Genomic DNA, 22,617 nt, shown 5'->3' on the forward strand with positions numbered 1-22,617 from the left:
GCCAGCCCGCCGCCAGCGGACTTAAACGGTTTCGCTGCCCTGGTCGCCCAGCGCCGCAGCAATGGCATCCAGTACGCCCTTGCGAGGCTTCTCGCGGGCGTTCTCGATCGCCGCCAGCTCGTGCAGGTCCTCGTCGGTCAGGTTGTCCAGCGCCGCCTCGATCTCGGCGACGGTCTTGCCGGCGAGGGCTTCCAGCTCGGTCGGCTGGTCGTCTTCTTCCTCGTCGTCCTGGTCGACCTGCTCGGCTTCGTCCTTGGCCGCGGCGATGCTGGATGCCACCGCCTTGGCGAAGTCACGTTCGTTGCGGTAGGCGTACTTCAGTGCCTCGGCACCTTCCGCAGTACGGCCGTACTTGTTCTGCAGGCCGGCGAACACTTCCGCCATATCGAAGTTTTCAACCTCGATGGCCTCGCGCTTCGATTCGCTGATGGATTCCGGCGGATACAGCTCTTCCACGATCGGCAGCTCGTAATCGAAGATCTGCACCGGAAGCTTGGTGGTTGCGTCGCGGTCGATGACCAGCGTCAGCAACAGCAGGGATACGGTCTTGGCCATTACTGCACGCCCTCCAGGGTGATTGGCGCCGTCGCGGCGGTGCCAGTGCGGATGAAGTCCGGCAGGTCGGCGATCTCGACCACCGGCGCCAGGTTGGCGGCTGCGCTCAGCAGGGTGAACCAGCCCGAGCTGCCAGCGGCCGGGGTGCTGCCGTCGGCCGGTGCTTCATGGCCCTGCAGCAGAACGCCGGTGGTCACGGTGGTGTTGTCACCCAGGTTGGCCAGGCCTTCGCGGCCCCAGCCACCCAGCAGCGGGGTCTTGTTGAGCTTGACGATGGTGCCCCCGGTCGGGAGCGTCTTCACGTTCGGCATTTCGTTCTCCTGCCGGCGAGGAATGCCCCGCCGGCGTTGCGTGGGGTCAGGCGATCGAGAAGACCGCGTTGCTGTTGCCCTTCTTCAGCGTCAGGCCGTAGTGCGCCGTCATGCCGAAGTAGTGGGTGTGGCGGTCGTACACGCGCGGCGGCGTGCGGCGGACCATCCAGCGGCCCTTCACCGGGCGCAGCTTCAGCGACTTGCTGTTGAGGAAGTAGCCGCGCTTCTTCCACGGCACAGCGATGGCGCCCAGCAGGTCGTCCAGGGCGTCGAAGGTCGGATCCCACACCACCGGAACGCCCTTGAAGGCCAGCGCCTTGGTGGACGGGTCCAGGGTGACGCCGCCGGTGGCCGAAGTGCCCATGGTGATCTGGCGGCTCATGACCTTCAGCGCGTCCGCCTGGATGGCGTCGTACATGTCCGAGCCGACCACGATGAAGTCAGGCGCACCCAACTTGCCGTAGGCGATGGACTTACGCCACAGGGTTTCCAGGTGCGAGATCAGGTTGCCGGCGGTGGCGGTGCTGATGCCGATGTCGGCCCAATTGCGCCAGTACGGGGTGGCCGCGCGATCGATCCCGCCGACGGTACCCACCGTCGGGGTAGTGCTGACCAGCGCGTCCAGACCCGGAACGGCCTTCGGGTTGGTGGCGCCGTCCAGGTGCACTTCAATGTCCCAGTTCTCCTGGAAACCATCCTTAAGGGTGGTCCAGTTCTCCTGGAGGATGTTGACGATCTGGATCTTCTCGGCTTCGGTCATCACCGCATTGCGGTCATCGGTGAGGATGATGCCGTTGTTGGCCAGCTCGGTTTCGTTGAGGGTGAAGCCGTCGAATGCCTCATACGCCTGGAATGGCGCCAGACGCACGGTCTTCTTGCGGTTGTAGGTGACCTGGTCGTCACCGGTGAAGTTCTGGTAGTTCGAGTCGTTCGTGTAGCGGATCTTCTCGTTGAAGACGCCGTTGCCGAAGACCGAATCGGCCTTGTTGCGGATGAACCAATCGGCCAGGGGTCGCTGGGTGGTGAACTGATCGATGGGGTCGTTGGTGGCGTAGGACTGCATCTGGGTGTTGGCACCAGACAGCAGCTGCGCAGCGGTAAGCGGCATAGGAATGGCCTCGGAAGGAAAGATGGCTAGCCCGGAGGGGCTGAGGGTCTTTCCGCGTTCCGAGGGCGCGAGGCTCGTTACAGCGCTACCGGCGGCGAACCCGGCTTACGTCACACGCGGGGCGGCTGGTGTGCCGCTCGGTGGTCAAGATGCCAGCGCTGGTGGGCGCGTCAATGGGCGCTGGCGGTACACTCGGCGAGCCGGGGCAAGCCGGCTATCCACATACAGGGGCAATGGAATGATTTTTCCCGCAGAAGCATTTTTCGCTGCTGAAGCACGCGAGGTTCCCGCCGGTCATTTCTATTTGAAGGACGGCAATTGGTTTATCTCAGTTGATGCAAACCAGGGCCAAGGCGGATACATGTCCGCAGTGCAGCTCACTGGCGACTTGGTAGGGCTGTTTCTCCCCAACCCGGTCGGCGTTTCGACCTACATCGGCGGCGGATGGACGGTGGAGGCGCGCATCGAATGGATTTCTGAAACCGTCGATGGCCAACGCGGAAACTGGAACGCCGCATTGGTGCTGGGCGACAAGCCCTACCTCTACGCCCAGTACGGCCAAGGCGACAGGTTCTTTGGCTTGGACGGTATCCAGTCTAATGGAAGTGGTCTCAGCGATTCGCGCCGTCGCTTCACCCAGTGGTCTGGATGGATGGTCGGGCCGGATGGCGATGACATCGGCGACCAGCCATTGTTCGAAGTAGTTTCGGTCCCGCGAATCTACTGATCCAGAAAAGAAGGGGCCGAAAGGCCCCTTCTCCGTTACTGCCCACGCGCCCGGGCTGCCTGGACACCGATGTCGAATGCGTTGTCGGGCGTGATCTGCGGCGCCACCGGTGCGGCGGAGTTCGCCCGAATCGGATTTGGGGCATTGCGGGCAACTGGTGCTGCTGCAGCAGGAGCGGCGACCGCGGTGGCCGGCAGCGCCAGGTAGGCGCGGTGAATCTCGGTCTGCCACTGCGCCGGCGGCAGCGTGCGCTGGATGATGTCGATCGTCGGCGCCAGCAGCGCCAGCTTCTGATCGAACAGGGCATCACCAGCGCGCAGATGCGTCCCCAGCGCCTGCACCGATGCGATCCCCTGCTGGTACTGCAGACCCTGTTGCTGGCGATCCTGCTGCGCCTGGGTGTGGTTCTGCTGCAGCTGGCTCGTCTGCCGGTGCTGGGCCAGTTCCAGCGCCACGTCGCGGGTGATGTCACCAGAGGTGACGCGGCCGGCCAGGTCCGGGTGGGCGCTCAGCGGATCGAAGCCAGGCGCCTCGCGGCACAGCTGTTGGCCCAGCCACTGCAGCTCGCCCTGCATGCGCTCGTATGCGTCTGCCATGCGCTTTGGGTCGCCCGAGTTGATGTCGGACAGGTAACGCAGTGCGCCCCCGAACTGCTCCGGCGTGGCGCCAGTGCTCTGGACCGTTTCCTCCCACTGGCTGACTCGCTCGCGGGCGTCGCGCGCCTGCGTGTGCAGCTCCTGGAAGCGCTCGGCCGCGCGTTCCTTCAGGCCCAGCTGCTTCACCTCGTCATCGACGGTCGGCTGCTGCGGCTGCGCGGGCTGTGCCGGCGGCTGCTCGCCGGCGGGCGGTGCGTTCGGGTCTGCCGCGGCCGGCGTGGCCGGTGCGACGTCCTGCGGCGGCTGGCCGTCTGCTGCCGGAGCGTCGCCGGGCAGTGCATCCTCGCGTGCTTCCTGCTCGCGCGCAGCTTCAACGCCAGCGGAGAACGCATCCAGCTCAGTAGCAGGCGGCTGCGGCGCATCGCCGCCATCGGCAACCGGCGGCGCGCCGGTGTCGCCCGGCTGTACGTCGGTCGGGGTGGCATCCGGCCTGGCCGGGCTGTTCGGGTCTTCGATGTGCATGGTGGAACCTCAGTTGGCGGCGGGATGGCGTGGTGCTGGTGATCAGCGGGCCATGCTGGCGATCGCGCGCCAGATGGCCAGGGTCAGGGGATGGCGGCGCATCAGAACGATTCCGGTTTTGCTACGGCACGGGTCAGTGCCATCAGGCCGGTCTGGAAGTCGGTCTTGGCGATGGCCGACCAGCGATAGCAGCCGGTATCGCCAACGTCAGTGCCCGAGTTCACTTCGTCCACCTTCTTGATCAGGGCTTCCAGCTCGGCGCCCTTGGCCTTGATCTCGTTCATCAGGTCGATTTCGGCCTGCGACAACTCGCGGTAGCCGGTGATCTTGCGGTGCTGGTTTTCCATGGTCTGCTCCTGTGGTCAGAGAGGCGGGGCGACAACGCCGCCCACGGGTGCTGCGGTGGGTACCGGCGCTTCGGCCGGCGGAAGGGCTTGCATCGGATCGGCAGGCGGCATGCCGGGCAAGGCCGGCGCATCGATCACGGCGCCTGGGGCGACCTGCGGCACCTGCGGAATGAAGGTGTAGGCGTCGATCGACGTGTCGCCGGTGCGCTCGATGGTTTCGACCATCAGCTGCTCCAGGCTGTTGGCGATGTCCAGGGGCGTTGCTCCGCGCATCTGGCCGATGGTGACGACGGCCTCCTGCAACTGCGGCAGGATCGCGCCCCACTGCTGCCGGCGCAGATTGGATGCCGGGCGCCCCGAGCTGCCAGCGCGAATGTCGACGTTCAGCAGCGCAGTGACCAGCTCCGGCAGGGTCGCGTTGAACCACAGCGCCTCTGGCCCGGCAATGTCGCTGACCTCTTCCGGCGAAAGGCCGGCGGGTGACATGGCTTCCTCGGCGGTGTACTGCGCGACCTCGCCCAGCACATCGTCAAGGCTGTCGCGGCTGTAGCCCAGGCGGGATTCGGTGCCCTGCTGCTGGATGTCGGCCTCGGTGGCCGTCTTCGCGGTCTGGATGCTGGAGGACAGCGCCTCCTGGATGCCCCAGATCAGTTCCAGCTCGGCGCGGATGGGCGCGGTGTCGTAAAGCGCGGCGTCGATCTGGTTGTACTGGATGGGGAACAGCACGCTGGTGGTGGGCAAGCCCTTCAGGTCCAGGCCGACCATCTCCCCGATGCCGGCTCCCTCCAGCTTCGCTGCGTCGCCCGGCTCGACAGCGCCACGGTCGAAACCAAGCTTCGGGATGGCGCGGCGGCGATGCTCCCGGTAGTTGGTGCGGGTGCGGTTGTACTCGTCCAGCAAGGCGCGTGAGCGGTCCACCAGCGACTGCGGGTGCCGCTCCCCATCCACCCACAGCGGCGCCCACTGGAAGAACGGGTAGAAGCGCGTGCTGCGCTGGTCGGGGGTGTACGGCTGGCGCAGGTTGCGGCGCAGGCCGGGCGTGATGGTGTGCACCAGGTTGGTGGTCAGGTCCCACACCTCCCAGATGCACAGGAAGCGCGGGCCGGCATCACTGCCCTGCCCCGTTGCCGTGGCGCTGCGGAACACCTCGGCGTCGCTGTCGCTCACCACACCATCGGCCGGGGCGAACCCACCTTCGCGCGCGCGGCTCTCGGGCTGCACGTGGTAGTAGGCCTCGGCCTTCCCCAGCTCGTCGCGCAGCTCCGGGAACGTGGCCTGCGCCTTGTCGTACGGCATGAAGGTGCGGTGGGCGATCCACGGCGAGATGGCGTAGTCCTTCAGAGTGGCCACGTCCATGGAGACCTGGATGTCTTCGCCGCGCACGAAGTCGAAGACCAGGCCGTTGTAGATGATGTGCTCGACCTGGGATTCCAGCGTCTGCATCTGCTGTTCGTACTGAGCCTTCAGCAGGTCCGGGTTGGCGGCGTTTCCCTCGGCCAGCTCGCTTTCCATCAGGGCCAGGGCTTCGAGCTTGGCGCGCAGGTCGGCGATGCGCTGGTCCGTGGTTGGGTCGCGCTCGGTCTCGCGGTGCCATGCCGCTTTGATCCAGCCGATGCCGATGCTCAGGCCCGAACGCACCATGGCGTCGGCGGCGTGCTTCAAGCGCCCGCGCTTCCACAGCGAGGCGATGACGATCTCCAGCGTGCGGCCGACCTGCTTGGCCAGCTTCACCCGGCTGGAGCCGACCGACTCGGCGGGCTGCACGGCGGGCTCAGGGTCACGCGCATACAGGAACGACGTCAGCAGGTTCACGTAGGTGCCGGCGATCGGCACGCTCACGTCATAGACCGGATCGACCTGGTTGCGGCAATAGCGCCGGTCCAGCGCATAGCCCTTGCGGGCGTGCTTGTCGAACTCGCGCGACTCCTTGATGCGCTTGTGCCAGTTGGCGACGTCTGCCTCTTCCTGTGCCAGCGCCTGGGCCTGCGCCTCGCGCTCTGCGTCGGCTGCCTGCTCGGCCGCCAGTGCGTCGGTGAAGCTGTCGGCGGTGGGCATGGTCACAGGGCGGATCTCCTACGTTCGGCGAGTGAGGGCTGGTCGGAATGCTCCAACCACTGGCGGCTATGGGGCACCAGCACCCGAGGCCGTTCAATGGACGGTCGGTCGCGCGCGCTTACTGCGGCGGGGAATTTGCTGTGGATGAAGTAGCCCAGGGCGTCCGGCGGATGGTCGAACCCGGTCGTCTTGTCGGGCAGCCCGTTGGCGTCGTAGGGCTGCTTCTCCAGCGCCTCGGTCAGCTTCGGGCAGTTGCGCACGTTCACCAGGAAGCGGCGGCGGCGCTTGGCGTTGAGGATCATGGCGTTGACGCTGACCACCCGCGAGCGGATGCGCGGGTTGGCCGCCGGCACCACGATGGTCATTGACCGTTCGGCGCGGATCAGGCCCAGGTCGGACGTGCTGGCGTTGTTGGTGTGCTGGCTGTCGCCGCTGGCGTCCGGGTAGATCGTCATGCGGTGGCCACCGAACTGGTCCCGCAGTGCCTGGATCATCGCGGGGGTGTCGCGAATGCCGGTCAGCTCGGCCAGCGCAATCGGCTCGCCGTCGCGGATCACGCAGACGATGGCCGTCATGTTCAGCACGTTGAAGTCCATGCCGATGTGCAGCGCCTCGCCGTCCTGGATCTCGGCCGTCGTGTTGTTGGCGGTGCGGGAGAACGCCGGATACACAGACCCGGTGGTCAGGTTGACGAACATCCCATCGATGTAGGCCTGCACCAGCTGCGGCGGGTAGCTCTCGAACAGCGACTGGATGTAGTCGTCGGGCAGGTTGGCCTCGTTATCGTAGGTGCTGGCGTGCACCAGGCCGTACAGCGCCTGCAGCTTCGGGTTCTCGCTGGGCAGCTGGTGGAACTGCTCGTAGACGAAGTTGAACCCCTCGGGGGTGGTCGTCACATCGATGCCGTTCTGCAGGCCGTCGGCCTTCACGCGCAGGCGGGCGATGATCTTGCGCCAGGCGTCCTGGGCCTTCCGCTTCTTCAGGGTGTCGATCTCATCGACCAGGGCCTTGCCGACCTTGAAGCCCACGATGCTGGCCGGGTTGTCCATCGACCGGCAGATGACTGTGCCGCGGTACTGCCGGCCGGAGTACAGGTGGGCTTCCTTGTTCGACTCTACGATGCGCGCGCGTAGGCCCCAGTCGAAGGCCACTTCCTCGATGGTGGGATAGAAGATGTCGCGGATCTGCGGATAGCTGGGGGCGAAGTAGCCGGCCGGCACGCGCGGATGCGTCCACACGTGGCTGCACAGCGAGCCGCAACCCACCCAGGTCTTGCCCGAGCCGAACCCACCCACGAAGGCGCGAAACTTGTGCGGCAGCTGCAGGAACGCGGCCTGCGGTTCGTTAAGGGTTGGCATTCCGGCGGCGCCCGCTGACCACGTTCACCGTGACCGCGACCGGTGCTGGTGTCTCGCCGTCGTCCTCGCCCTCTGGCTTGTCACGCCAGCTGCCCGGCTTGCGGTTCTTCAGCCAGAAGATCGCCGCAGTGGTGTCCGGCGGGAACTGCTTGTCCGTCGAGGTGACCACGATCTCCCCTTCCACCACCCGGACGTCGTCCTCTCGGCAGCGGTAGCCGGTTGCCCGCTCGAACAGGGCGCGCTCCACTCGCAGGTCGGCCTCGGCCTTACTCAGCTTTAGGGCTTCCGAAAACTCGGGGTGCTTGATCTTCCACAGGTTGACCGTGGACAGGGCCACGCCGAAGAACTCAGCTACTTCCGGGTCAGTGCAGCCCCTGCGGCCCAGCAGTGCGGCCTGGCGCGTGAACTCCGCGCGGTACTTGGTGGGCCTGCCCCCCTTCGAAGGGGCTTTGGCGGCCTTCTTGGCCGGTTTGGCCTTCGGGGCGTCTGACTTCTTGCGGGGCATCAGCTCGCCCTCTGCGGGCAACGCTGCCGATTCCCGGGGGCATGAACGTCACCATGGAGAGGCAAGTCCCCATGGCCGCCGCAACGCGGCTCTCCCCGTGTCGGCTGCACACTGTTGTCGACACCTGCGTGCTGGTCGTCCCGGTACTCGCCCCGGGTGGCTTCCTGACTGTTCCGCCACCAGGGCGACGGGCTGCGGTCGATAGCCGGCACCGTTCCGTCGGGACGGACGATGCTGGCGTGCAGCAGTTCCATGGTGGATAGCGTCTGGCGGTCGCTCATGCTGCTGTTATCCCAGCCTGGGCATTCCGATCAATGGCGATCAGGCAGCAGCGAACAATTCCAGCTGCATCGGCCAGCGGATGGGTTCGGGCTGCTCCCAGCCGTAGTGCTCCCGCAGGTCCTCGGCGATCTGCTCCGGGCTGGGGAAACTGACCCGTTTGCCGTCGGCGGTGTCGGCGCCATAGAGCCCGAACAGCCAGTCGGGATGTTCCCGAAGCATGCCCTCCCCCGCTGCTGAGCCAATGCGCAGGGCGAAGATGCTGCAGGCCGGGTCTCCGAACACATAGCTGCCCTCTCCTTGGGCGTTGCGTATGTCGCGCACACGGGAAAGCACCTTCCTGGCCACCACCAGCACGTCCGCCTCGCTGACCACGGCAAGGCCGACCGCTGACCGGCGGAACTGCCGGTGCGGTGCTGCCTGCCTGGTCGTCTGGTTGTCGGTCTTCTTGCGCATGGTCGTTCCCCCGGTGGGGTTCGTCGGGATCAGGCTGAGGCCTCGTCGGTGATGTGCGAGGCCAGGTAGGTGTTCTCGAACCACAGGGCGATCAGCAGCGCGTCGGCGCGGCCGTTGTCCTTCTTGCGGCGCAGGGACGGCGCAGCGGATGGGAACCGGCTGATCGCCAGCACGCGGGCGGCGTCCTTCTCCTGTTTCAGCAGCCCGAAGGACCGCTTCCAGCTGGCAGGCTCCGCTCTGGTGGTCGGTATGCCCAGCAGCTCCAGCACAGCCTTGGCTTTGCCGTAGGTGTCGCCGAAGTTCATGGAGGACTGCGCACCCTGCTTGCGGCCCTTGGCCGGCATGGCCCGCACCCGCTCGATGCAGGCCGAGACGTGGGCACCAGGGTTCATCTCCCTGGCTGCGCGGATGAACAGCGCCATCGCGCGCGCGTCGAGCTCGGTGTGGCCGTCCACTTCCATGATCGGGGTGTCGATCACCGGGCCAGCCTCACCATCCACCAGCGTGGCGATGGCGCCGGTCAGGCCCGGGTCAATTCCAAACGTCAGGCGGCTCGCCATGGCTTCACCCTCCCCCAGTAGATGTCCAGCGCGGTGTTCTGCAGGTCCAGCAGGTAGTCGTCGTTGCCGATCTCCTGCCGGAATCGGCGCGGCTGCTTGGCGTAGGACGGGCCGAACAGGCGCTCGCAGGTGTCCGCGTCCATGCCGCCGAAGGGTTCCCCACGGTGCGACCACGGGTTCAGGCCGATGGTGAAGTCGTGGCCACGCCGCTTCTGGCCGTGCTTGCCGCCCACGGTCAGGTGGTGCACCTCGCAGGGGATGTAGCCCAGGCCGAGGGCATAGGCGACCACGCAGCCGATGTCCTTTATGGCGTCCATGCGCTGCTGCTGCTCGACCGTGGGCTTGCTGGTGCTGCGTCCGCGCTTCATGCCGCATACCTCTGCAGTCGCTTCGGCGCCTGGCCGCTCAGGCGCACGTTGTTCTCCACGGCCCACGCCTGCGCGAAGGTGATCAGCTCGGCCATCTGGCCCACGGTCATGCGCCGGGTCTGGATGGACAGGTTCACGATGCTGGCGCCGTCGAGGGACGGGACCACGTCGCCCTGCTGGCGGTTGGATTCGCGCGCCCAGGCATCGACCAGCAGGCGTTTCCAGCCCTCGGCGTCGATGTAGCGGCCGGCCCACTTCAGCTGGGTGGCCATCTCGCCGCAGATGGCGTGGAACATGGCGTTCTGCTCCAGGCTGCGGCTGGGCTTGTACTCCTTGACGGTCACACACACGTCCTGCCCCAGCTCCAGGAACTGGCAGGCGAAGTGCCATGCAGCCGCCATGCGGTCGCGGGCATTGCCGGCTCGGAGAATGAAGGTCCCCAGGTTCATGCTGCGCGCTCCTCTTCCGCTGCCAGGGTGGTGGCCATGCCCCTGCACCAGCCGGCGATTGCGTAGCCGATGGGGTTCATATCCAGATCGGCGTCGACTGGCGGCAAACAGGCCTCGATCTGTTCGGCCTGCTCAATGCACCAGTTCGCCCTCTCGTTCGGGTTCATGCGCGCTCTCCGGTTGCCATGTCCTTGCCGCTCCTGCGGCGATCGCGAGGTGCATCGAATCCGCCGCTGTCATCGTCTGCATCGCGCAGCACGGTTCTGAGCGAGTAGTTCGGCTTCTCGCCGTGGTAGTTCTCGAAACGGCTGCATTCCAGGTGGTGCCGCAGGTAAGCGGTGCCGGTCTCGCCCTGCCGGTTCTTGGCCAGGATGAATTCCGAGATGCCGGGAGCGCCGCAGGCGTCCTTCGTGTAGTAGTCGTCGCGGTAGATGAAGGCGATCACGTCGGCGTCCTGCTCGATGCCGCCGGACTCGCGCAGGTCGGCCATTACCGGGCGCTTGTCGGTGCGCGTTTCCAGCGAGCGATTGAGCTGCGACAGCGCGATCACTGGGCAGCCCAGCGTCTTGGCCAGCTTCTTCAGCGTGCGCGAAATGTAGGAGACTTCCTCGGTGCGATTGCCGGCCTTGGCCGGACCCGACAGCAGCTGCAGGTAGTCGACCGCGACCACGCCCAACCCGCCCTTCACCTTGGCGTGCATGCGGGACGCGCGCGCCACCAGCGAATCCACCGGCAGCGAGCCGCAATCATCGATCGCCAGCGGCAGGCCGTGCAGGAAGTTCCGAGCGATGCTCAGCTTGTGCCAGTCGTCGTTCGTCAGCTCGCCCTTCACGCGCATGCGCGACAACGGCACGCCCGAGTGCATGCTCATCAACCGCGCCAGCAGCTGCCGGCGGGCCATCTCCAGGCTGAACACCGCAGCGTGCTTGCCCTGCACTGCCACGCTGTAGACCCACTCCAGCATGTTCGCCGTCTTGCCCATCGACGGCCGGGCCGCGAGGATCATCAGGTCCGTGGGTTCCAGGCCGGGCAGCTTCCTGGCCACGTTCTGCCACGGTGGCACCAGCCCGAGGTCGGCGGTACCTTCGAACCGGGCTTCCATTTCCTCCCACATGCCCTGCAGGTCGCTGCGCACCATCACCAGGCCACCGTTGCCGCCTGACTGCACGCTCAGGTTGGCGAACTTCGCTGTAGCGCTGGCCACCAGCGCATCGGCGTCCTCGTCGGCAGTGCCGTAGGCGTCGTTGGTGATCTCGGTCGCGCGCTCGATCACGCCCCGCAGCAGCGCCTTGTTGCGCACGACCTCGGCATAGCCGCGGATGTTGGCCGCTGACGGCGTGGTGCTGGCCAGCTCGACCAGGTACGCGCCATCGCCTACCAGTTCCAGCTGCCGCTGGTTCTCGAACCAGTTGATCAGCAGCACCGTATCGAAGGGCTGTTCGCGATCGGCCAGATCGCAGATGGCGTGCCAGATCAGCTGGTGATCGCGGCGGTAGAAGTCCCGCTCGGTCAGCACGTCGCGGACCTCGCGCAGCGCTTCCGGCGCCAGCATCAGACCGCCCAGGACGGACTGCTCAGCGTCGATCGAGTGCGGTGGCACCGGCAGGTAGGCGTAGTCGTCGCGGTAGGCAGGCTGGGCGCTCATGGGGCCTGCTCCTGCTCACGGGCCTTCTCGGCATCGCGCTCGCGGGCCAGCTGCACACCGGCCGTCGTCAGTTCGCACCCACCTGCAGGCGGCAGCCACCAAAGCTTGAACCAGTTCCGGCGGACGGCATCGCGGAAGTGGGCGCGCCAATCCTTCTGCATCTTTCCGCTGTCGCGGTGTCTGCCAGCGAACTCTCGCCATGCCAGGTGCAAGAAGTCCTTCGGGATCCCAGCGTCACGGGCGAAGGCAAAGATCGGGTCCGTCCTCGGGATGGCCGATTCGCCGGCGTCCTGGCACTGGTCGAGGAAGGCAGCGAAGGTGATCTTCTCCCGCTTCTTCCGCCCTAGCTTCGCCCCCACGGCGGCAGCCGGGGGAGTATGGGGGGGCTTTTCTCCTTTCCCTTCCTTTCCCTTCCCTTCCGGGGGTGAGGCCTCGTCGAGGCCTCGGCGATCATCGTCCGAATAAGCCGGATGTTTGTACGTTGGCTTGTCGATTTTCTGATGCTTCTTCCAGCCTGTGACGTGCAAGAACTCCTTGGAAGCGTTGGTGTAGAAGGCGATCAGCGAATTCGTCGACAGCTCGTCGAGCCATCCCTGAACATCCGACGAGGAAATATCGTCTCCGGGGAACACTTCGGCCTTGATGGTCTTCGCACTGGCAACGTGGTTGCCGCCGTCATCGCAGAAATTCCACAGGCCGATGAACAGCAGACGAGCCATCGGCGAGCATTCCATCACCTGTTCGCTGGACCAGAATTCGGGTTTGACGGTGCGAATGCGAGCCATCAGGAAGCCCTCAGCATCCCGGCCAGGCGCGAAACTTCCGAACGCCAGCACCGGGGCTCCATGGCAGCCTGCAGGTCGAAGAACTGCCGCAGCAGGTTCGACTCGGTCGCAGCGCACAGCGGGCCGACCAGACGGCGCGGGATCGGACGCACACCGCGGCGCATGCGCGACACGTAGCTCTCCGACTTGCCTATCGCAGCGGCCACGCTGGCCAGCTTGTGGTCGCCGGCCCTCATCGCGATGGCCAGCGCCTGGTCCGGTGTCTCGATCTGCCGCACGACCTGCAGCGGTGCGTCCTTCGGCTTCCTGGTCACGCAGATACCCAGGTGAAGCCGTCCAGTTGGATCCGTCAGGTTGTCAGTGATTTCCATGATTTGCCTTTTCTTGCCAGGGGGTTGGGGGCGGAAATGGAGGCCCACCACAACGGAAGGCCCCGATGCCCGGTTCACTGCGGAATGCCCACGGAAACGTCGTCCAGATGATCTGGACCGGTGGGCGGTGCTTTGCCCTCGTAAGGGCGGGGGAAAAGACCCACGTTCGTCCGCTGAAGCGGAAGAAGCGCGAGCCGATGGCGGCCGGTGCGGTGGGCGTGGTTGTGCCCTTCCCCACCAGGCCGGTGTGAGGTGGCCATGTCAGGCAGCCTCGGGCGGGCGCGCGCCAGTGCTGTACAGGTGGTGCAGATTCACTGCAGCCATCCCGCCCGGCTCTCTGGTGCGGCCCTGCTTCAGATCACTGACGGTCTGCGGCGACTTGCCGATGGCCCGGCCGATTTCGGTCAGGGACCAGCCGCGCTGTTCGAGCGCCTTGATTCGGTCTGCCCAAGTGATTTCCATGTGCGCGTTCCTATTGGATGCGCCGATCCTATGGGATGCCATAGACCCCTGTCAATGACATCCCATAATGGTTTTCCGTAATGCTCGCGCCCATGAATACGATTGGCGAACGGATCAAGGAAGCCCGGCGCGTGCGTGGGATGTCGCGGCCTCAGCTCGCCGAGGCCGCCAAGATCAAGTACCCCACCTTGGCCGGTATCGAGAACAACGACCAGGCCGGAACCACGCAACTGCCGTTGATCGCCGAGGCGCTGGGCGTCTCTGCGAAGTGGCTCCAGACTGGCAAGGGCCCAATGGAAGTAGGATTGGCCACCGTTGAACAAGATGACTACGCCGACGTAATCGGCTATTCCCAGGCTGTGGGCTTGGGGGCCGCCGGCGCTGAGGCAGAGGAATACGCCGAGACCCACAGCCTGAAGTTCAAGAAAGCGAGCCTCCGCCGTCGCGGTATCTACGGCCGCAACCTGGCGATCTACTACGGCAAGGGCGACTCGATGGAACCGACCATCGAGGACGGCGACGCAATCCTCTTCGACACCTCAGACACCAGGGTGGCCGATGGCTGTCTGTACCTGATCCAGGTACACGGCGCGGCCAACCCCGAGTACTACGTGAAGAGGGCCATGGTGCTGGACGGCACGGTCTTCTTCAGCAGCGACAACCCCAAAGGCGACCACCACTGGCAGAAGCCACGGCGGATGGACTCCAAGCGGGAACCGATCACGGTCGTGGGCCGTGTGCACTGGATTGGCGGATGGGCAGACTGATGAGCGAAACGAACGAGTTGCTCATAGAGCAGATAAAAGGCTTGACTGAAACAGTCAGCCGCTTGGTGGACAAAGCAACCGGCACTGATTTTGTGCTCGTCTCAATTCTGCAGGGTCATCCAAATAAGCAGCTTGTCAGAGCTCAGCTCAAGGACTTTCTGGATGCGCTGGAGACAAGAGAGAAAGCTAGGCCAGCGGTTCTTTCGCAAATTCGCTTGTACCTGGACCTTCTCAACGACGGCGATTCTGAGCAATGACAGTCAATCTCAAGAGCGTTGATCGCATCCTCAAGGAAGGTGGAACCCTTGTAGGTAGTGGCGGGCCGCCCTATGGTGGTGATATGGACAAACGTCTTTCTGATCTTGAAGCTCTGGTACCAAACCTAGCTACAAAGCTAGACCTATCCGAGCTCCGCTCAGAGATCCACAAGGGATTTACCGATCAGACCAAGTGGATAGTGGGTACCGCTCTTGGCGGCATCGTCTTGTTCGTAACGATCATGACGTTCGTGCTGAACAACGCAGTGCCCAAGGCACCAGCGACACCACCGCAGGCACCGGTGACGATTCAGGCACCGCAGGCTGCACCACCGTCACCTCCGATCATCATCCAGATGCCTCCGCAGACTCAGGCTGTAGCGCCGGCCCAGACCCCGCCCCCACCGGCCAAGCCCTGACCGAACAACCCCGCTCCGGCGGGGTTTTTTGTTGCCCATGAAAATAATCTATGGAATCCCATTGACACTCAATTATGGGATGCCATAGAGTTGCCCCGTCGGCCCTCCCGGGCCATCTGAAACGGGGTGCAGGATGAACAACTTCAACCGCATGACGATTCGAGGCGGCAAGGTCTTCAAGATGAAGCCGGCCTGCTCGGGCTACGCCACGGACATGGCAGCTCGCCGGATCACTTGGTTTGTATCCGCCATCGCACGGCCGCTGTTCGAAGGGTCCATTGAGGACTGCAAGGCGTTCATTGCCGCCAGTCACGCTGAACTGGTGGAGGCCTGAGCCATGAGCCTCCACACCGCCAACGACATTGCCCGGAACGCCCAGCGCAGCTGGGAAGACCAGGAAGATCCGCGCTTTGAACAGGAACACCGCGCCGAGCAGGCTGCGGACCTGGCCAAGGCCTACCGCACCGACCCGGTGAAGCTGCGTGAGGCCGAGGAACTGACGGCCGGCACCTTCAGCGGTACCCACTACACCGAGGTGTCGCTGGCGCTGCACCGGCTGCACCACACGGACCCGGCCGACCTGATGGGCTCGGGCGTGCTGCAGGATCTGTACCGGCTGGCCCGCGAAGAGGCCGCCGCGCTCGACGCGCAGCTGCTGGAAATGGCGCTGCAGCAGGTGGCGGCATGAGCGCCTACGAGATCAAGGTGTCGATCACCCCGCTTTGCCCCTGCTGCGGCAAGGAAAGCCAGTCGAGCGGCTTTGTGGCCGAGAGCCGCGCTCCGCAGGGCGTGTTTGATCGCGACAACCCGTACGAACGCACAGACCAACGTGTGTTCTTCTCGCCCTGCCCTGAATGCTTCGTCTTCCGAGGCGATGTCATCAAGCTGATCGAGGCGGCTCAGGCAGCACGCGCGTCGATGCAGCACATGCGCGGGCCGGAATCCATCATCCACGAACGCACTGCAGAACTCGATGCCGCCCTCGCCCACGTCAAAGGCGGTGCCGCATGACCGCCGCCGAACGCGAGCAGCGCCACCACGTGGTCGCCACTGTCGTCGCCAATGCCCTGTCGTTCTGCCTGGGCGTGCTGGCCACCGTGCTGCTGCAGGCGGTGCTGTCGTGACCGCCGGTCTGCTGGACGCGCTGGAACACGCGATCGCGATGGCTACCGATCGCGCCGAGATTCGCGAGTTCGAAGTTCTGCGCGATGCCCATGACTTGGCAACCGAGCTTCTTGCTGCTGCGCACGCCTCGCTGACCGCCCGCGACCTGGCCGACCAGATGGCCGCCGACGACCGACTGCGCGCCGCTCTGGCTGCGTGCGAATCCACCGACAACGATCACAACCGCGAGGCCGAGGACGGCCTGTGCGTGGAGGAAAACGACGATGAGCAGTAAGCACACGCCGGGGCCGTGGGCCTATCAAGAGGACAGCGATGCCTACACACACATCGTGCGCGGGCCCAACAACCGCTTCATCTGCCAGCTCGCACAAGTCACGTCTGCCGAAATCGAAGCCAACGCCCGCCTGATCGCCGCGGCGCCAGAGCTGCTGGCCGAGCTGAAGCGTGCGCAGGATTTCATCGACGGCATCAGGCAGGAGTTACATCACCGCCGGGTTGCTGACTGGTATCCCGAGGCTGCACACAACGCCGCCGAGCAGATGAGCGAGGACATGCGCCTGCTAGGCAATGCCTGCGCGGACTTCGACCTGTCCGCCGCCATCGCCAAGGCCACAGGGGAAGCCTGATGCGCCTCCTGACCTTCTTCGGCTGCAGCAACCGCGCCGAATTCCTCGCCTTCCTGGGCTGCGTCGCCATCGTCCTCGGCCTTGGCTGGGCGATGTGCTGGCCGCTGGCCTGGTCCTGACTTCCCGCCGGCGCGGCCGGCTCCTACGAGAGGCACCACCGATGTTCCAACTCGATCAACACGATGCGGTGTTCTCGCATCTGAACCTGCGGAAGGAAAAGCACGGCGACGAAGACGCGGCCGCGGCTGACCTGAAGTTCTCGCTGAACGCTCCGAACACGATCCTCAACACCATCGACCCGGCCATCCTGCCGGCGTTCTGGAAGAAGGCCGACAAGGGTCAGCAGCAGAACCTGCCGATGGAAGGCAGCACCGACCTGGTGGCGCTCAACCTGCCGCTGCTGGGCGAGCAGGACATCACCGGCAAGTTCGAAGGCTACGAGCTGTCGATCGGCTCGCTGATGGACCACATCGAGGCGGTGTTCTTCGCCGACGCCAAGGTGAAAAAGATCACCTGGAAACCGCTCGAAGGCGGCAGCGTGGCCATGGGCTTCACCGTCTCGGTGCTGCTGGACGAGGACGAAGACGCCGAGCTGATCTCTGCATGGCGCCGGGGTGATGTGCGTCTGACCCTCACGCCGCCGAGCGCCGCCCCGCAGCAGGCCGACCTGGCCGCGTAACGAAATCCCCCCGCCCGCCCCCTGCGGGTGCCTGCGCCGGCCAGGCCTTCCACAAAGCCGGCACCTCATTTCATGTCGAAAAAAAGGAATTGCCATGTCCGAAGCCCTGATCCCGCTCGAATCCGTCAACGCCGTCGAGGTCTTCACCGGCGGCGGACTGGACGACCTTCTGGCCCGCATCCGCGCCGAAGCCGTCACCCTGGTGCCGAACGTCAAGACGGTGGCCGGCCGCAAAGAAATCGCCTCGATTGCCTACAAGGTGTCGCGCTCCAAGATCGCCATCGATGACGCCGGCAAGGCGCTGGTCGCGGACCTGAAGAAGCAGACCGGCGACATTGATTCCGCCCGCAAAAAGGCCCGCGACAACCTGGACGCGCTCCGCGACGAAGTGCGCAAGCCGCTCACCGATTGGGAGGCCGAGCAGGAGCGCATCAAGCGCGAACGTGTGGAAGCCGAAGAACGCGAACGCGCTGCAGCCGAAGAGGCCCGTCTGGCTGAAATCGCCCGCCGGGAAGAAGAGATCCGCGCCCGCGAGGAAGCAGTGCGCGCTGCTGAGGAAGCCGAACGCCAGCGCGTCGCCGCCGAACAGGCTGAGCGTGAGCGCGTTGAACGAGAGGCCCGCCTGCAGGCAGAGGCCGCCGAGAACGCGAAGCGCGAGGCAGCCGCTGCAGTGGAACGCGCCGAACGCGAGGCCCGCGAAGCCACCGAACGCGCGGCCCGTGAGGCAGCCGAAGCCGAGCAGCGCGCCAAGGACGCAGCAGCGCGTGCCGAACGCGAGAAGGCCGAAGCCGTCGCCGCCGCCGAGCGCCGTGCGCAGGAAGAAGCCGACCGCGCCGAGCGCGAGCGCCAGGCCAAGGCCGATGCGCAGCGCCAGGCGGACGAGGCCCGCGCCGCAGACGTCGAACACCGCCGTTTGATCAACCGTGCCGCCGTCGCCGCGCTGGTCGGCCTGGGCATCGAAGACGAAACCGCCGCCGCCGTCATCACCGCCATCGTGCAGGGCAAGGTCCCGGCCGTGGCCATCCGCTACTGAGGCCCCCATGAACCAGATGACCACCCGCGCCGCTGCCGGCGCCCTGATGACCAGCGAGCAGGCCGAAGCCATCCGCGGCGCGTTGAAGTCCAGCCTGTACCCAGGCGCAAACGACGCCTCCATCGATATGGTGCTGAGCTACTGCCAGGCCGCCGGGCTCGACCCGATGACGAAGCCGGTGCACATCGTGCCCATGAAGGTGAAGATCGGCGAGAACCCCGACGGCAGCGCCGTCAACGGCATGCGCGACGTGGTCATGCCCGGCATCGGCCTGTACCGCATCAACGCATCCCGCACCGGCCAGTACGCTGGCTGCAGCGAGCCCGAGTTCGGGCCGACCTGCACCATGGAATCCGTGCGTGACGTCTGGTCCAACGCGCCCAACGGCCGCCGGCAGAAGACGCAGCAGCCGTTCCAGCTTCAGTACCCGGAGTGGTGCCGGGTCACGGTCCGCAAGCTGCTCGGCAGCCAGGTGGTCGAGTTCTCGGCCAAGGAATACTGGCTGGAAAACTACGCGTCCAAGAGCGATGGCAGTCCCAACGCCATGTGGGAAAAGCGCGCCTTCGGCCAGCTGGCGAAGTGCGCAGAGGCCCAGGCACTGCGCAAGGCGTTCCCGGAAGCGGTCGGCTCCCAGCCCACCGCCGAGGAAATGGAAGGCAAGGACATCATCGATGCCGAATCTGTGCGCGCAGATCGCCGGTCCTCCACCGCCGGCGCCATCACCCGCCAGCAGCCGGCCGAGCCACAGGACACCCCGGAGCGGCAAGCGCTGTATGCCAGCCTGCAGGAGTTCGCCGAGTGCGGCATGGAGGAATACCAGGGCGCCTGGGGCCGTCTGTCCAAGGAACAGCGCCAGCTGATCGGAAGCGCTGGCCACGAAACCCTGAAGGGCATCGCCGAGCGCGCCAGCGCCACCGACGTGGAGGATGGCGACCAGCAGCAGGCGGCCGATGAAGAGGTGCCACTGTGATCGTCATCGGGTGCGACCAGGGCAGTGAGGCGTGGCACCGCGCCCGCGCCGGCATCATCACGGCCAGCATGTTCGCCACCGCGCGCTCGCGCGTAGGCGAGCTGACCGACCAGCAGCGCACCTATGTGGACGCGGTGCTGTCCGGCCTGGCCGAGAAAACCGCCATGGAGCGCGCCGGCTACAAGGCCGTGCCGCGCTCGGCCATCATCGAGAAGGCCATCGCCGGTGAGCCCATCGGCGACTTCAGCGAGGCGTCGAAGAACTACGCCTTCCGGCTGGCCATCGAGCGCATCAGCGGCGAGCCGCTGGACGAGGGCTTCGAGACGTTCGCCATGCGCCGCGGCCATGAGCTTGAGCCGGAGGCCCGCACCGAGCATGAGGTGCAGTCCGGCCTGCTGGTGAAGCGTGCTGGGTTCGTGCTGAGCGACTGCGGCGACTACGGCTGCTCGGCCGACGGATTCATCGGCGAGGACGGTGGTAGCGAATACAAGTGCTTCATCAACCCCGAGAAGCTGCGCGCCTTCCACATCGACAACGATGCGAGCGAGGTGTTCGAGCAGGCACAGGGCTGCATGTGGCTCACCGGCCGGCAGTGGTGGCACATCGGTCTCTACTGCCCGGCGCTGACCGCCGTCGGTAAGCAGCTGTGGTGGCGCCGCTTCGACCGCGACGAGGCTTTCATCGGCAAGCTGCGCGCCGACCTGGAACTGTTTCGGCAGATGGTGGTCGGGTTCGAGCAGTCCCTACGCGCTGGCGATCACCAGCAGGTGGCAGCGTGAGCGGCCGGCGCGCAGGGGTGAAGGCTGCCATGCGGAAGCCGATCCCGCCGAACGCTACCGCCCGCGACCTGGTGCGTCGCTACGTGCACGAAGACGGCAAGAGCCTGGGCGCGCTGTCCACCGCATGGGGCTGCAAGCCCTTCAGTGTGTGGCGCGTGTTCCAGCGCACCGACCGGCCGCTGCAGCCGCACCACGTCGAGGGCGCCATCACCGCGCTGCAGCTGGACGAGTTCGACGCCAACGAGCTGCGGTTGCGTGCGGCGCGCGAAGCCGGCTGGAAGATCGACCCGTTCTACCTGGGTACCGAAGCATGAAGACCTGCACGAAGTGCGCGGCCCGGCTGCCGCTGCGGTTCTTCCCCCTGATCAACGGCAAGGTCACCGCCGCGTGCGCGCCCTGCCGGAACACCGAGCGCCGCCTGCACGACCCGCTGCGACCCCTGCGCCGCGATCCGCTGCAGGTGCGCCTCAATAACCTCACCAACCTGTGGCACGGGCCGGTGCGCCGCGTGCCGCTGCGGAGCCACGCATGACCCACCACCGCTACGACCGCCGGCTGCCGAAGCGCACCGAGGGCTTCGCCTGGGGCCGGTCCATCGACAAGGTGCTGGGCGGCCACGTCCTCACCTACCGCCTGTTCCGCCGCGACCTGGCCGGGAAGCTGCACATCGAGACGCGGACGTTCCAGCTCAACGACCACCGCCGGCACATCGCGCTGCAGCTGCTGATCGCACGCCGCCAGCTGCGCGAACGCGTCGACCGCATCGGCTATGCCCTGATCGAGGCCGAACAGGCCTCCCCACTGCAGGAGGTTGCATGAACGATATCGACCAGACCGCGCTGGAAATCGCGCGAGCATTCATCCCGGTGGACGTGGTTGGCCAGCAGCGCGCCAACCTGCAGGTGGCCATCATCGAGGCCATCAAGAAGCACGCGAACCCGAAGACCCTGGCGGACGCGCGGCCCGGTGGGAGGGTGAGGCTGGGGGATCAGCGCTCCGACCTGGTGCCGGGCATCGTCCGCTGTGCGAAGTGCACGTTCCAACTTCACCGCACGAACCTGTATCTGCAAAGCGGGACTGTCGGTGCTGGTGACAGCAAGACGGAGCCGTGCCCGAATGGCTGCGGTCCGCTCTGGCCCGTGACGTGGGAAACGTGGGCGCGCGAAGGCTGGGCCGAGGCCGAACGACTGCACCTGGAGAAAGCCGCCCTCTCCGCCCAGCCCTACCCGAGTGGTCAGGGGGATGCTCCGTTCACTTGGAGTGATCGCGCCAAGGCGGATGCACTCGAAGCCGGCCAGTACGCGTTCACCGAGGCAGACGGCAAAGACCTTGGCTACACCGCCTGCATTGAGGCGTGCGTGGACGCGATCTGTCTGGTGCTGGAAATGCCTGAACACCGTCTAGCCCTCGCCGCCCGCCAGCCGTCCAAGCAACCGGATAGCGTTGCTCAGGGCGAAGCAACGGAATTCTGCATCGAGAAGGGGGACCGCCAGCCGGTGGGGGAGCCGATTGGCTGGTTCACCGACGATCACCTCACCGACCGCTCTGCGACTACCTACGACCGCACCGTCGCCGATCGCTGGCGCGCCAAGGGATGGCCGGTGTCCCCGCTCTACGCCGCCCCCGCGCAGGCCGTGGACCTGGGAACCGGCATCAAGGCAATCGCTTCGGAGCGTGAGCGTCAGCTGTGTATCGAAGGCTTCTCCAGAGATTCCGATGAGCAGTATCGCGAAGGCGAACTGGCCAGGGCTGCGACCGCTTACGTGCAGTTGGCTGCCATGGATCTCCAAGTGGGAAGCCGTAAGCACATTGCCTCGCAGGAACCGCCGTTCTTCTGGCCGTGGGCACCGGAGTGGTGGAAGCCGGTCGACGCACGCCACGACCTGGTGCGCGCCGGTGCGTTGATCGCCGCACAGATCGACCTGATCGACAGCCAGGCGGTGGGCAAATGAGCCGTGCGCATCCCTACGCCGCACGACCGGAGGCAGCCACTCACACGTGGCTGACCCCTCCGGAGATCATCGCGGCCCTTGGCGCGTTCGATCTGGACCCGTGCGCCGCTCCGTCGCCGCGCCCGTGGCCGACCGCCACCCAACACATCGAGCTGCCAGAGGACGGGCTGTCTGCAGAGTGGCATGGCCGGGTGTGGTGCAACCCTCCGTTCGGTCGGCACACCGAGGCATGGCTGGCGCGCATGGCCGATCACGGGAATGGGATCGCGCTGGCGTTCGCTCGCACCGAGACGGCCATGTTCCAGCGCTACGTCTGGCCACGGGCCGATGCCGTCATGTTTCTGGCAAAGCGTCCGCACTTTTGCAGGCCGGATGGAAGCCGGGCCACGGGCAACAGCGGCGGCCCGATCTGCCTGATCGCTTACGGCTGGAACAACGTGGCAGCGCTGATGGAATCAGGCCTTGAAGGCGCGGTGGTCCGATGCCTGAAGGCTGCAGCAACCCAGGCCACCGAGCAGCTGCGCGCTGCGCTGGCCACGAACTGAAGGAGG

The 22,617-nt window shown here is 65.9% G+C and carries 35 protein-coding genes; 18 read left to right on the forward strand and 17 right to left on the reverse strand.

Annotated features, from left to right (window positions below):
- Window positions 1-21 precede the first annotated feature (21 nt).
- The 3 genes from ACZK2R_RS17695 to ACZK2R_RS17705 are packed head-to-tail and all read right to left on the reverse strand — an operon-like array spanning window position 22 to window position 1,974.
- Entirely contained in the window at window positions 22-555 is a 534-nt protein-coding gene (locus tag ACZK2R_RS17695) for a hypothetical protein (RefSeq protein ID WP_478487473.1), read from the reverse strand.
- Complete coding sequence (locus ACZK2R_RS17700) at window positions 555-866, reverse strand: hypothetical protein (protein ID WP_249843385.1); 312 nt, start codon at window positions 864-866, stop codon at window positions 555-557. The genes ACZK2R_RS17695 and ACZK2R_RS17700 overlap by 1 nt, the downstream gene beginning before the upstream one ends.
- A gap of 46 nt (window positions 867-912) precedes the next feature.
- Window positions 913-1,974: a phage major capsid protein gene (locus ACZK2R_RS17705; RefSeq protein WP_478487475.1), complete on the reverse strand. Its 1,062-nt coding sequence runs from the start codon at window positions 1,972-1,974 to the stop codon at window positions 913-915.
- A 238-nt stretch (window positions 1,975-2,212) separates the two neighbouring features.
- On the opposite strand from ACZK2R_RS17705, the gene ACZK2R_RS17710 reads away from it, so the two are divergent.
- Entirely contained in the window at window positions 2,213-2,701 is a 489-nt protein-coding gene (locus tag ACZK2R_RS17710; protein WP_478487477.1) for a hypothetical protein, read from the forward strand.
- Window positions 2,702-2,736: 35 nt separating this feature from the next.
- Here ACZK2R_RS17710 and ACZK2R_RS17715 read toward each other — a convergent pair whose 3' ends face one another.
- The 14 genes from ACZK2R_RS17715 to ACZK2R_RS17780 all read right to left on the reverse strand — a co-directional run bounded on the left by ACZK2R_RS17715 (window position 2,737) and on the right by ACZK2R_RS17780 (window position 13,459).
- Window positions 2,737-3,819, reverse strand: a complete 1,083-nt coding sequence (locus ACZK2R_RS17715) for a hypothetical protein (RefSeq protein WP_478487478.1) — start codon at window positions 3,817-3,819, stop codon at window positions 2,737-2,739.
- Between the two features lie 101 nt (window positions 3,820-3,920).
- Window positions 3,921-4,166, reverse strand: a complete 246-nt coding sequence (locus ACZK2R_RS17720; RefSeq protein ID WP_478487480.1) for an Acb2/Tad1 domain-containing protein — start codon at window positions 4,164-4,166, stop codon at window positions 3,921-3,923.
- A gap of 15 nt (window positions 4,167-4,181) precedes the next feature.
- Window positions 4,182-6,227: a hypothetical protein gene (locus tag ACZK2R_RS17725; RefSeq protein WP_478487482.1), complete on the reverse strand. Its 2,046-nt coding sequence runs from the start codon at window positions 6,225-6,227 to the stop codon at window positions 4,182-4,184.
- On the reverse strand, window positions 6,224-7,579 hold the full coding sequence (locus tag ACZK2R_RS17730) for a phage terminase large subunit (RefSeq protein WP_478487483.1): 1,356 nt from the start codon (window positions 7,577-7,579) through the stop codon (window positions 6,224-6,226). Before ACZK2R_RS17730 ends, ACZK2R_RS17725 begins: the two co-directional genes overlap by 4 nt.
- Entirely contained in the window at window positions 7,566-8,084 is a 519-nt protein-coding gene (locus tag ACZK2R_RS17735; protein WP_204328302.1) for a terminase, read from the reverse strand. The genes ACZK2R_RS17730 and ACZK2R_RS17735 overlap by 14 nt, the downstream gene beginning before the upstream one ends.
- A gap of 321 nt (window positions 8,085-8,405) precedes the next feature.
- A complete protein-coding gene (locus ACZK2R_RS17740) occupies window positions 8,406-8,819 on the reverse strand; it encodes a hypothetical protein (RefSeq protein ID WP_478487485.1) in 414 nt (137 codons plus the stop codon).
- Between the two features lie 29 nt (window positions 8,820-8,848).
- Window positions 8,849-9,379 carry a hypothetical protein gene (locus ACZK2R_RS17745; RefSeq protein ID WP_478487487.1) on the reverse strand — a complete coding sequence of 177 codons (531 nt, stop codon included), beginning with the start codon at window positions 9,377-9,379 and terminating at the stop codon, window positions 8,849-8,851.
- Window positions 9,364-9,747: a Ref family recombination enhancement nuclease gene (locus ACZK2R_RS17750; RefSeq protein WP_478487489.1), complete on the reverse strand. Its 384-nt coding sequence runs from the start codon at window positions 9,745-9,747 to the stop codon at window positions 9,364-9,366. The genes ACZK2R_RS17745 and ACZK2R_RS17750 overlap by 16 nt, the downstream gene beginning before the upstream one ends.
- Complete coding sequence (locus tag ACZK2R_RS17755) at window positions 9,744-10,196, reverse strand: recombination protein NinB (RefSeq protein WP_478487490.1); 453 nt, start codon at window positions 10,194-10,196, stop codon at window positions 9,744-9,746. The genes ACZK2R_RS17750 and ACZK2R_RS17755 overlap by 4 nt, the downstream gene beginning before the upstream one ends.
- Complete coding sequence (locus tag ACZK2R_RS17760) at window positions 10,193-10,363, reverse strand: hypothetical protein (RefSeq protein ID WP_478487492.1); 171 nt, start codon at window positions 10,361-10,363, stop codon at window positions 10,193-10,195. The genes ACZK2R_RS17755 and ACZK2R_RS17760 overlap by 4 nt, the downstream gene beginning before the upstream one ends.
- Window positions 10,360-11,841, reverse strand: a complete 1,482-nt coding sequence (gene dnaB / locus ACZK2R_RS17765; protein ID WP_478487494.1) for a replicative DNA helicase — start codon at window positions 11,839-11,841, stop codon at window positions 10,360-10,362. The genes ACZK2R_RS17760 and dnaB overlap by 4 nt, the downstream gene beginning before the upstream one ends.
- Window positions 11,838-12,677 (reverse strand): hypothetical protein, encoded by an 840-nt coding sequence (locus tag ACZK2R_RS17770; RefSeq protein ID WP_478487495.1) that lies wholly within the window; start codon window positions 12,675-12,677, stop codon window positions 11,838-11,840. The genes dnaB and ACZK2R_RS17770 overlap by 4 nt, the downstream gene beginning before the upstream one ends.
- Window positions 12,626-12,997 carry a hypothetical protein gene (locus ACZK2R_RS17775; RefSeq protein WP_478487497.1) on the reverse strand — a complete coding sequence of 124 codons (372 nt, stop codon included), beginning with the start codon at window positions 12,995-12,997 and terminating at the stop codon, window positions 12,626-12,628. Before ACZK2R_RS17775 ends, ACZK2R_RS17770 begins: the two co-directional genes overlap by 52 nt.
- Window positions 12,998-13,258: 261 nt before the next feature.
- Complete coding sequence (locus ACZK2R_RS17780) at window positions 13,259-13,459, reverse strand: helix-turn-helix domain-containing protein (RefSeq protein WP_111097938.1); 201 nt, start codon at window positions 13,457-13,459, stop codon at window positions 13,259-13,261.
- A gap of 92 nt (window positions 13,460-13,551) precedes the next feature.
- Between ACZK2R_RS17780 and ACZK2R_RS17785 the strand changes: the two genes are divergently transcribed.
- The 17 genes from ACZK2R_RS17785 (at window position 13,552) to ACZK2R_RS17865 (ending at window position 22,611) form a co-directional block, all read left to right on the forward strand.
- Window positions 13,552-14,226 carry an XRE family transcriptional regulator gene (locus tag ACZK2R_RS17785; protein ID WP_478487499.1) on the forward strand — a complete coding sequence of 225 codons (675 nt, stop codon included), beginning with the start codon at window positions 13,552-13,554 and terminating at the stop codon, window positions 14,224-14,226.
- Entirely contained in the window at window positions 14,226-14,483 is a 258-nt protein-coding gene (locus ACZK2R_RS17790) for a hypothetical protein (RefSeq protein WP_478487501.1), read from the forward strand. Before ACZK2R_RS17785 ends, ACZK2R_RS17790 begins: the two co-directional genes overlap by 1 nt.
- A complete protein-coding gene (locus tag ACZK2R_RS17795; RefSeq protein ID WP_478487503.1) occupies window positions 14,480-14,902 on the forward strand; it encodes a hypothetical protein in 423 nt (140 codons plus the stop codon). The genes ACZK2R_RS17790 and ACZK2R_RS17795 overlap by 4 nt, the downstream gene beginning before the upstream one ends.
- A gap of 133 nt (window positions 14,903-15,035) precedes the next feature.
- Window positions 15,036-15,236 (forward strand): hypothetical protein, encoded by a 201-nt coding sequence (locus ACZK2R_RS17800; RefSeq protein WP_478487504.1) that lies wholly within the window; start codon window positions 15,036-15,038, stop codon window positions 15,234-15,236.
- 3 nt (window positions 15,237-15,239) lie between these two features.
- Window positions 15,240-15,590 carry a hypothetical protein gene (locus tag ACZK2R_RS17805; protein WP_478487506.1) on the forward strand — a complete coding sequence of 117 codons (351 nt, stop codon included), beginning with the start codon at window positions 15,240-15,242 and terminating at the stop codon, window positions 15,588-15,590.
- Entirely contained in the window at window positions 15,587-15,913 is a 327-nt protein-coding gene (locus ACZK2R_RS17810) for a hypothetical protein (protein ID WP_313510280.1), read from the forward strand. The genes ACZK2R_RS17805 and ACZK2R_RS17810 overlap by 4 nt, the downstream gene beginning before the upstream one ends.
- A 109-nt stretch (window positions 15,914-16,022) precedes the next feature.
- Window positions 16,023-16,301: a hypothetical protein gene (locus ACZK2R_RS17815; protein ID WP_478487508.1), complete on the forward strand. Its 279-nt coding sequence runs from the start codon at window positions 16,023-16,025 to the stop codon at window positions 16,299-16,301.
- Window positions 16,291-16,653: a hypothetical protein gene (locus ACZK2R_RS17820; protein WP_478487509.1), complete on the forward strand. Its 363-nt coding sequence runs from the start codon at window positions 16,291-16,293 to the stop codon at window positions 16,651-16,653. Before ACZK2R_RS17815 ends, ACZK2R_RS17820 begins: the two co-directional genes overlap by 11 nt.
- Before the next feature lie 160 nt (window positions 16,654-16,813).
- Window positions 16,814-17,332, forward strand: a complete 519-nt coding sequence (locus tag ACZK2R_RS17825) for a hypothetical protein (RefSeq protein ID WP_180836641.1) — start codon at window positions 16,814-16,816, stop codon at window positions 17,330-17,332.
- Window positions 17,333-17,426: 94 nt separating this feature from the next.
- On the forward strand, window positions 17,427-18,365 hold the full coding sequence (locus ACZK2R_RS17830; RefSeq protein WP_180836640.1) for a hypothetical protein: 939 nt from the start codon (window positions 17,427-17,429) through the stop codon (window positions 18,363-18,365).
- Window positions 18,366-18,372: 7 nt separating this feature from the next.
- Window positions 18,373-19,335: a phage recombination protein Bet gene (gene bet, locus ACZK2R_RS17835; RefSeq protein ID WP_219630767.1), complete on the forward strand. Its 963-nt coding sequence runs from the start codon at window positions 18,373-18,375 to the stop codon at window positions 19,333-19,335.
- Window positions 19,332-20,114, forward strand: a complete 783-nt coding sequence (locus tag ACZK2R_RS17840; protein ID WP_180836639.1) for a lambda exonuclease family protein — start codon at window positions 19,332-19,334, stop codon at window positions 20,112-20,114. Before bet ends, ACZK2R_RS17840 begins: the two co-directional genes overlap by 4 nt.
- A 29-nt stretch (window positions 20,115-20,143) precedes the next feature.
- The gene (locus tag ACZK2R_RS17845; RefSeq protein ID WP_228756390.1) at window positions 20,144-20,428 is read left to right on the forward strand and encodes a hypothetical protein; all 285 of its coding nucleotides are present in this window, start codon (window positions 20,144-20,146) and stop codon (window positions 20,426-20,428) included.
- Window positions 20,425-20,646, forward strand: coding sequence for a hypothetical protein (locus ACZK2R_RS17850; protein ID WP_180836638.1), 222 nt, complete (start codon window positions 20,425-20,427; stop codon window positions 20,644-20,646). The genes ACZK2R_RS17845 and ACZK2R_RS17850 overlap by 4 nt, the downstream gene beginning before the upstream one ends.
- Window positions 20,643-20,933 carry a hypothetical protein gene (locus ACZK2R_RS17855; protein ID WP_180836637.1) on the forward strand — a complete coding sequence of 97 codons (291 nt, stop codon included), beginning with the start codon at window positions 20,643-20,645 and terminating at the stop codon, window positions 20,931-20,933. The genes ACZK2R_RS17850 and ACZK2R_RS17855 overlap by 4 nt, the downstream gene beginning before the upstream one ends.
- Entirely contained in the window at window positions 20,930-22,066 is a 1,137-nt protein-coding gene (locus ACZK2R_RS17860; RefSeq protein WP_180836636.1) for a hypothetical protein, read from the forward strand. The genes ACZK2R_RS17855 and ACZK2R_RS17860 overlap by 4 nt, the downstream gene beginning before the upstream one ends.
- Window positions 22,063-22,611: a methyltransferase domain-containing protein gene (locus ACZK2R_RS17865; protein WP_180836635.1), complete on the forward strand. Its 549-nt coding sequence runs from the start codon at window positions 22,063-22,065 to the stop codon at window positions 22,609-22,611. Before ACZK2R_RS17860 ends, ACZK2R_RS17865 begins: the two co-directional genes overlap by 4 nt.
- Window positions 22,612-22,617: the final 6 nt, after the last annotated feature.

It is taken from the genome of Stenotrophomonas sp. 96582_Sma (assembly GCF_056480905.1).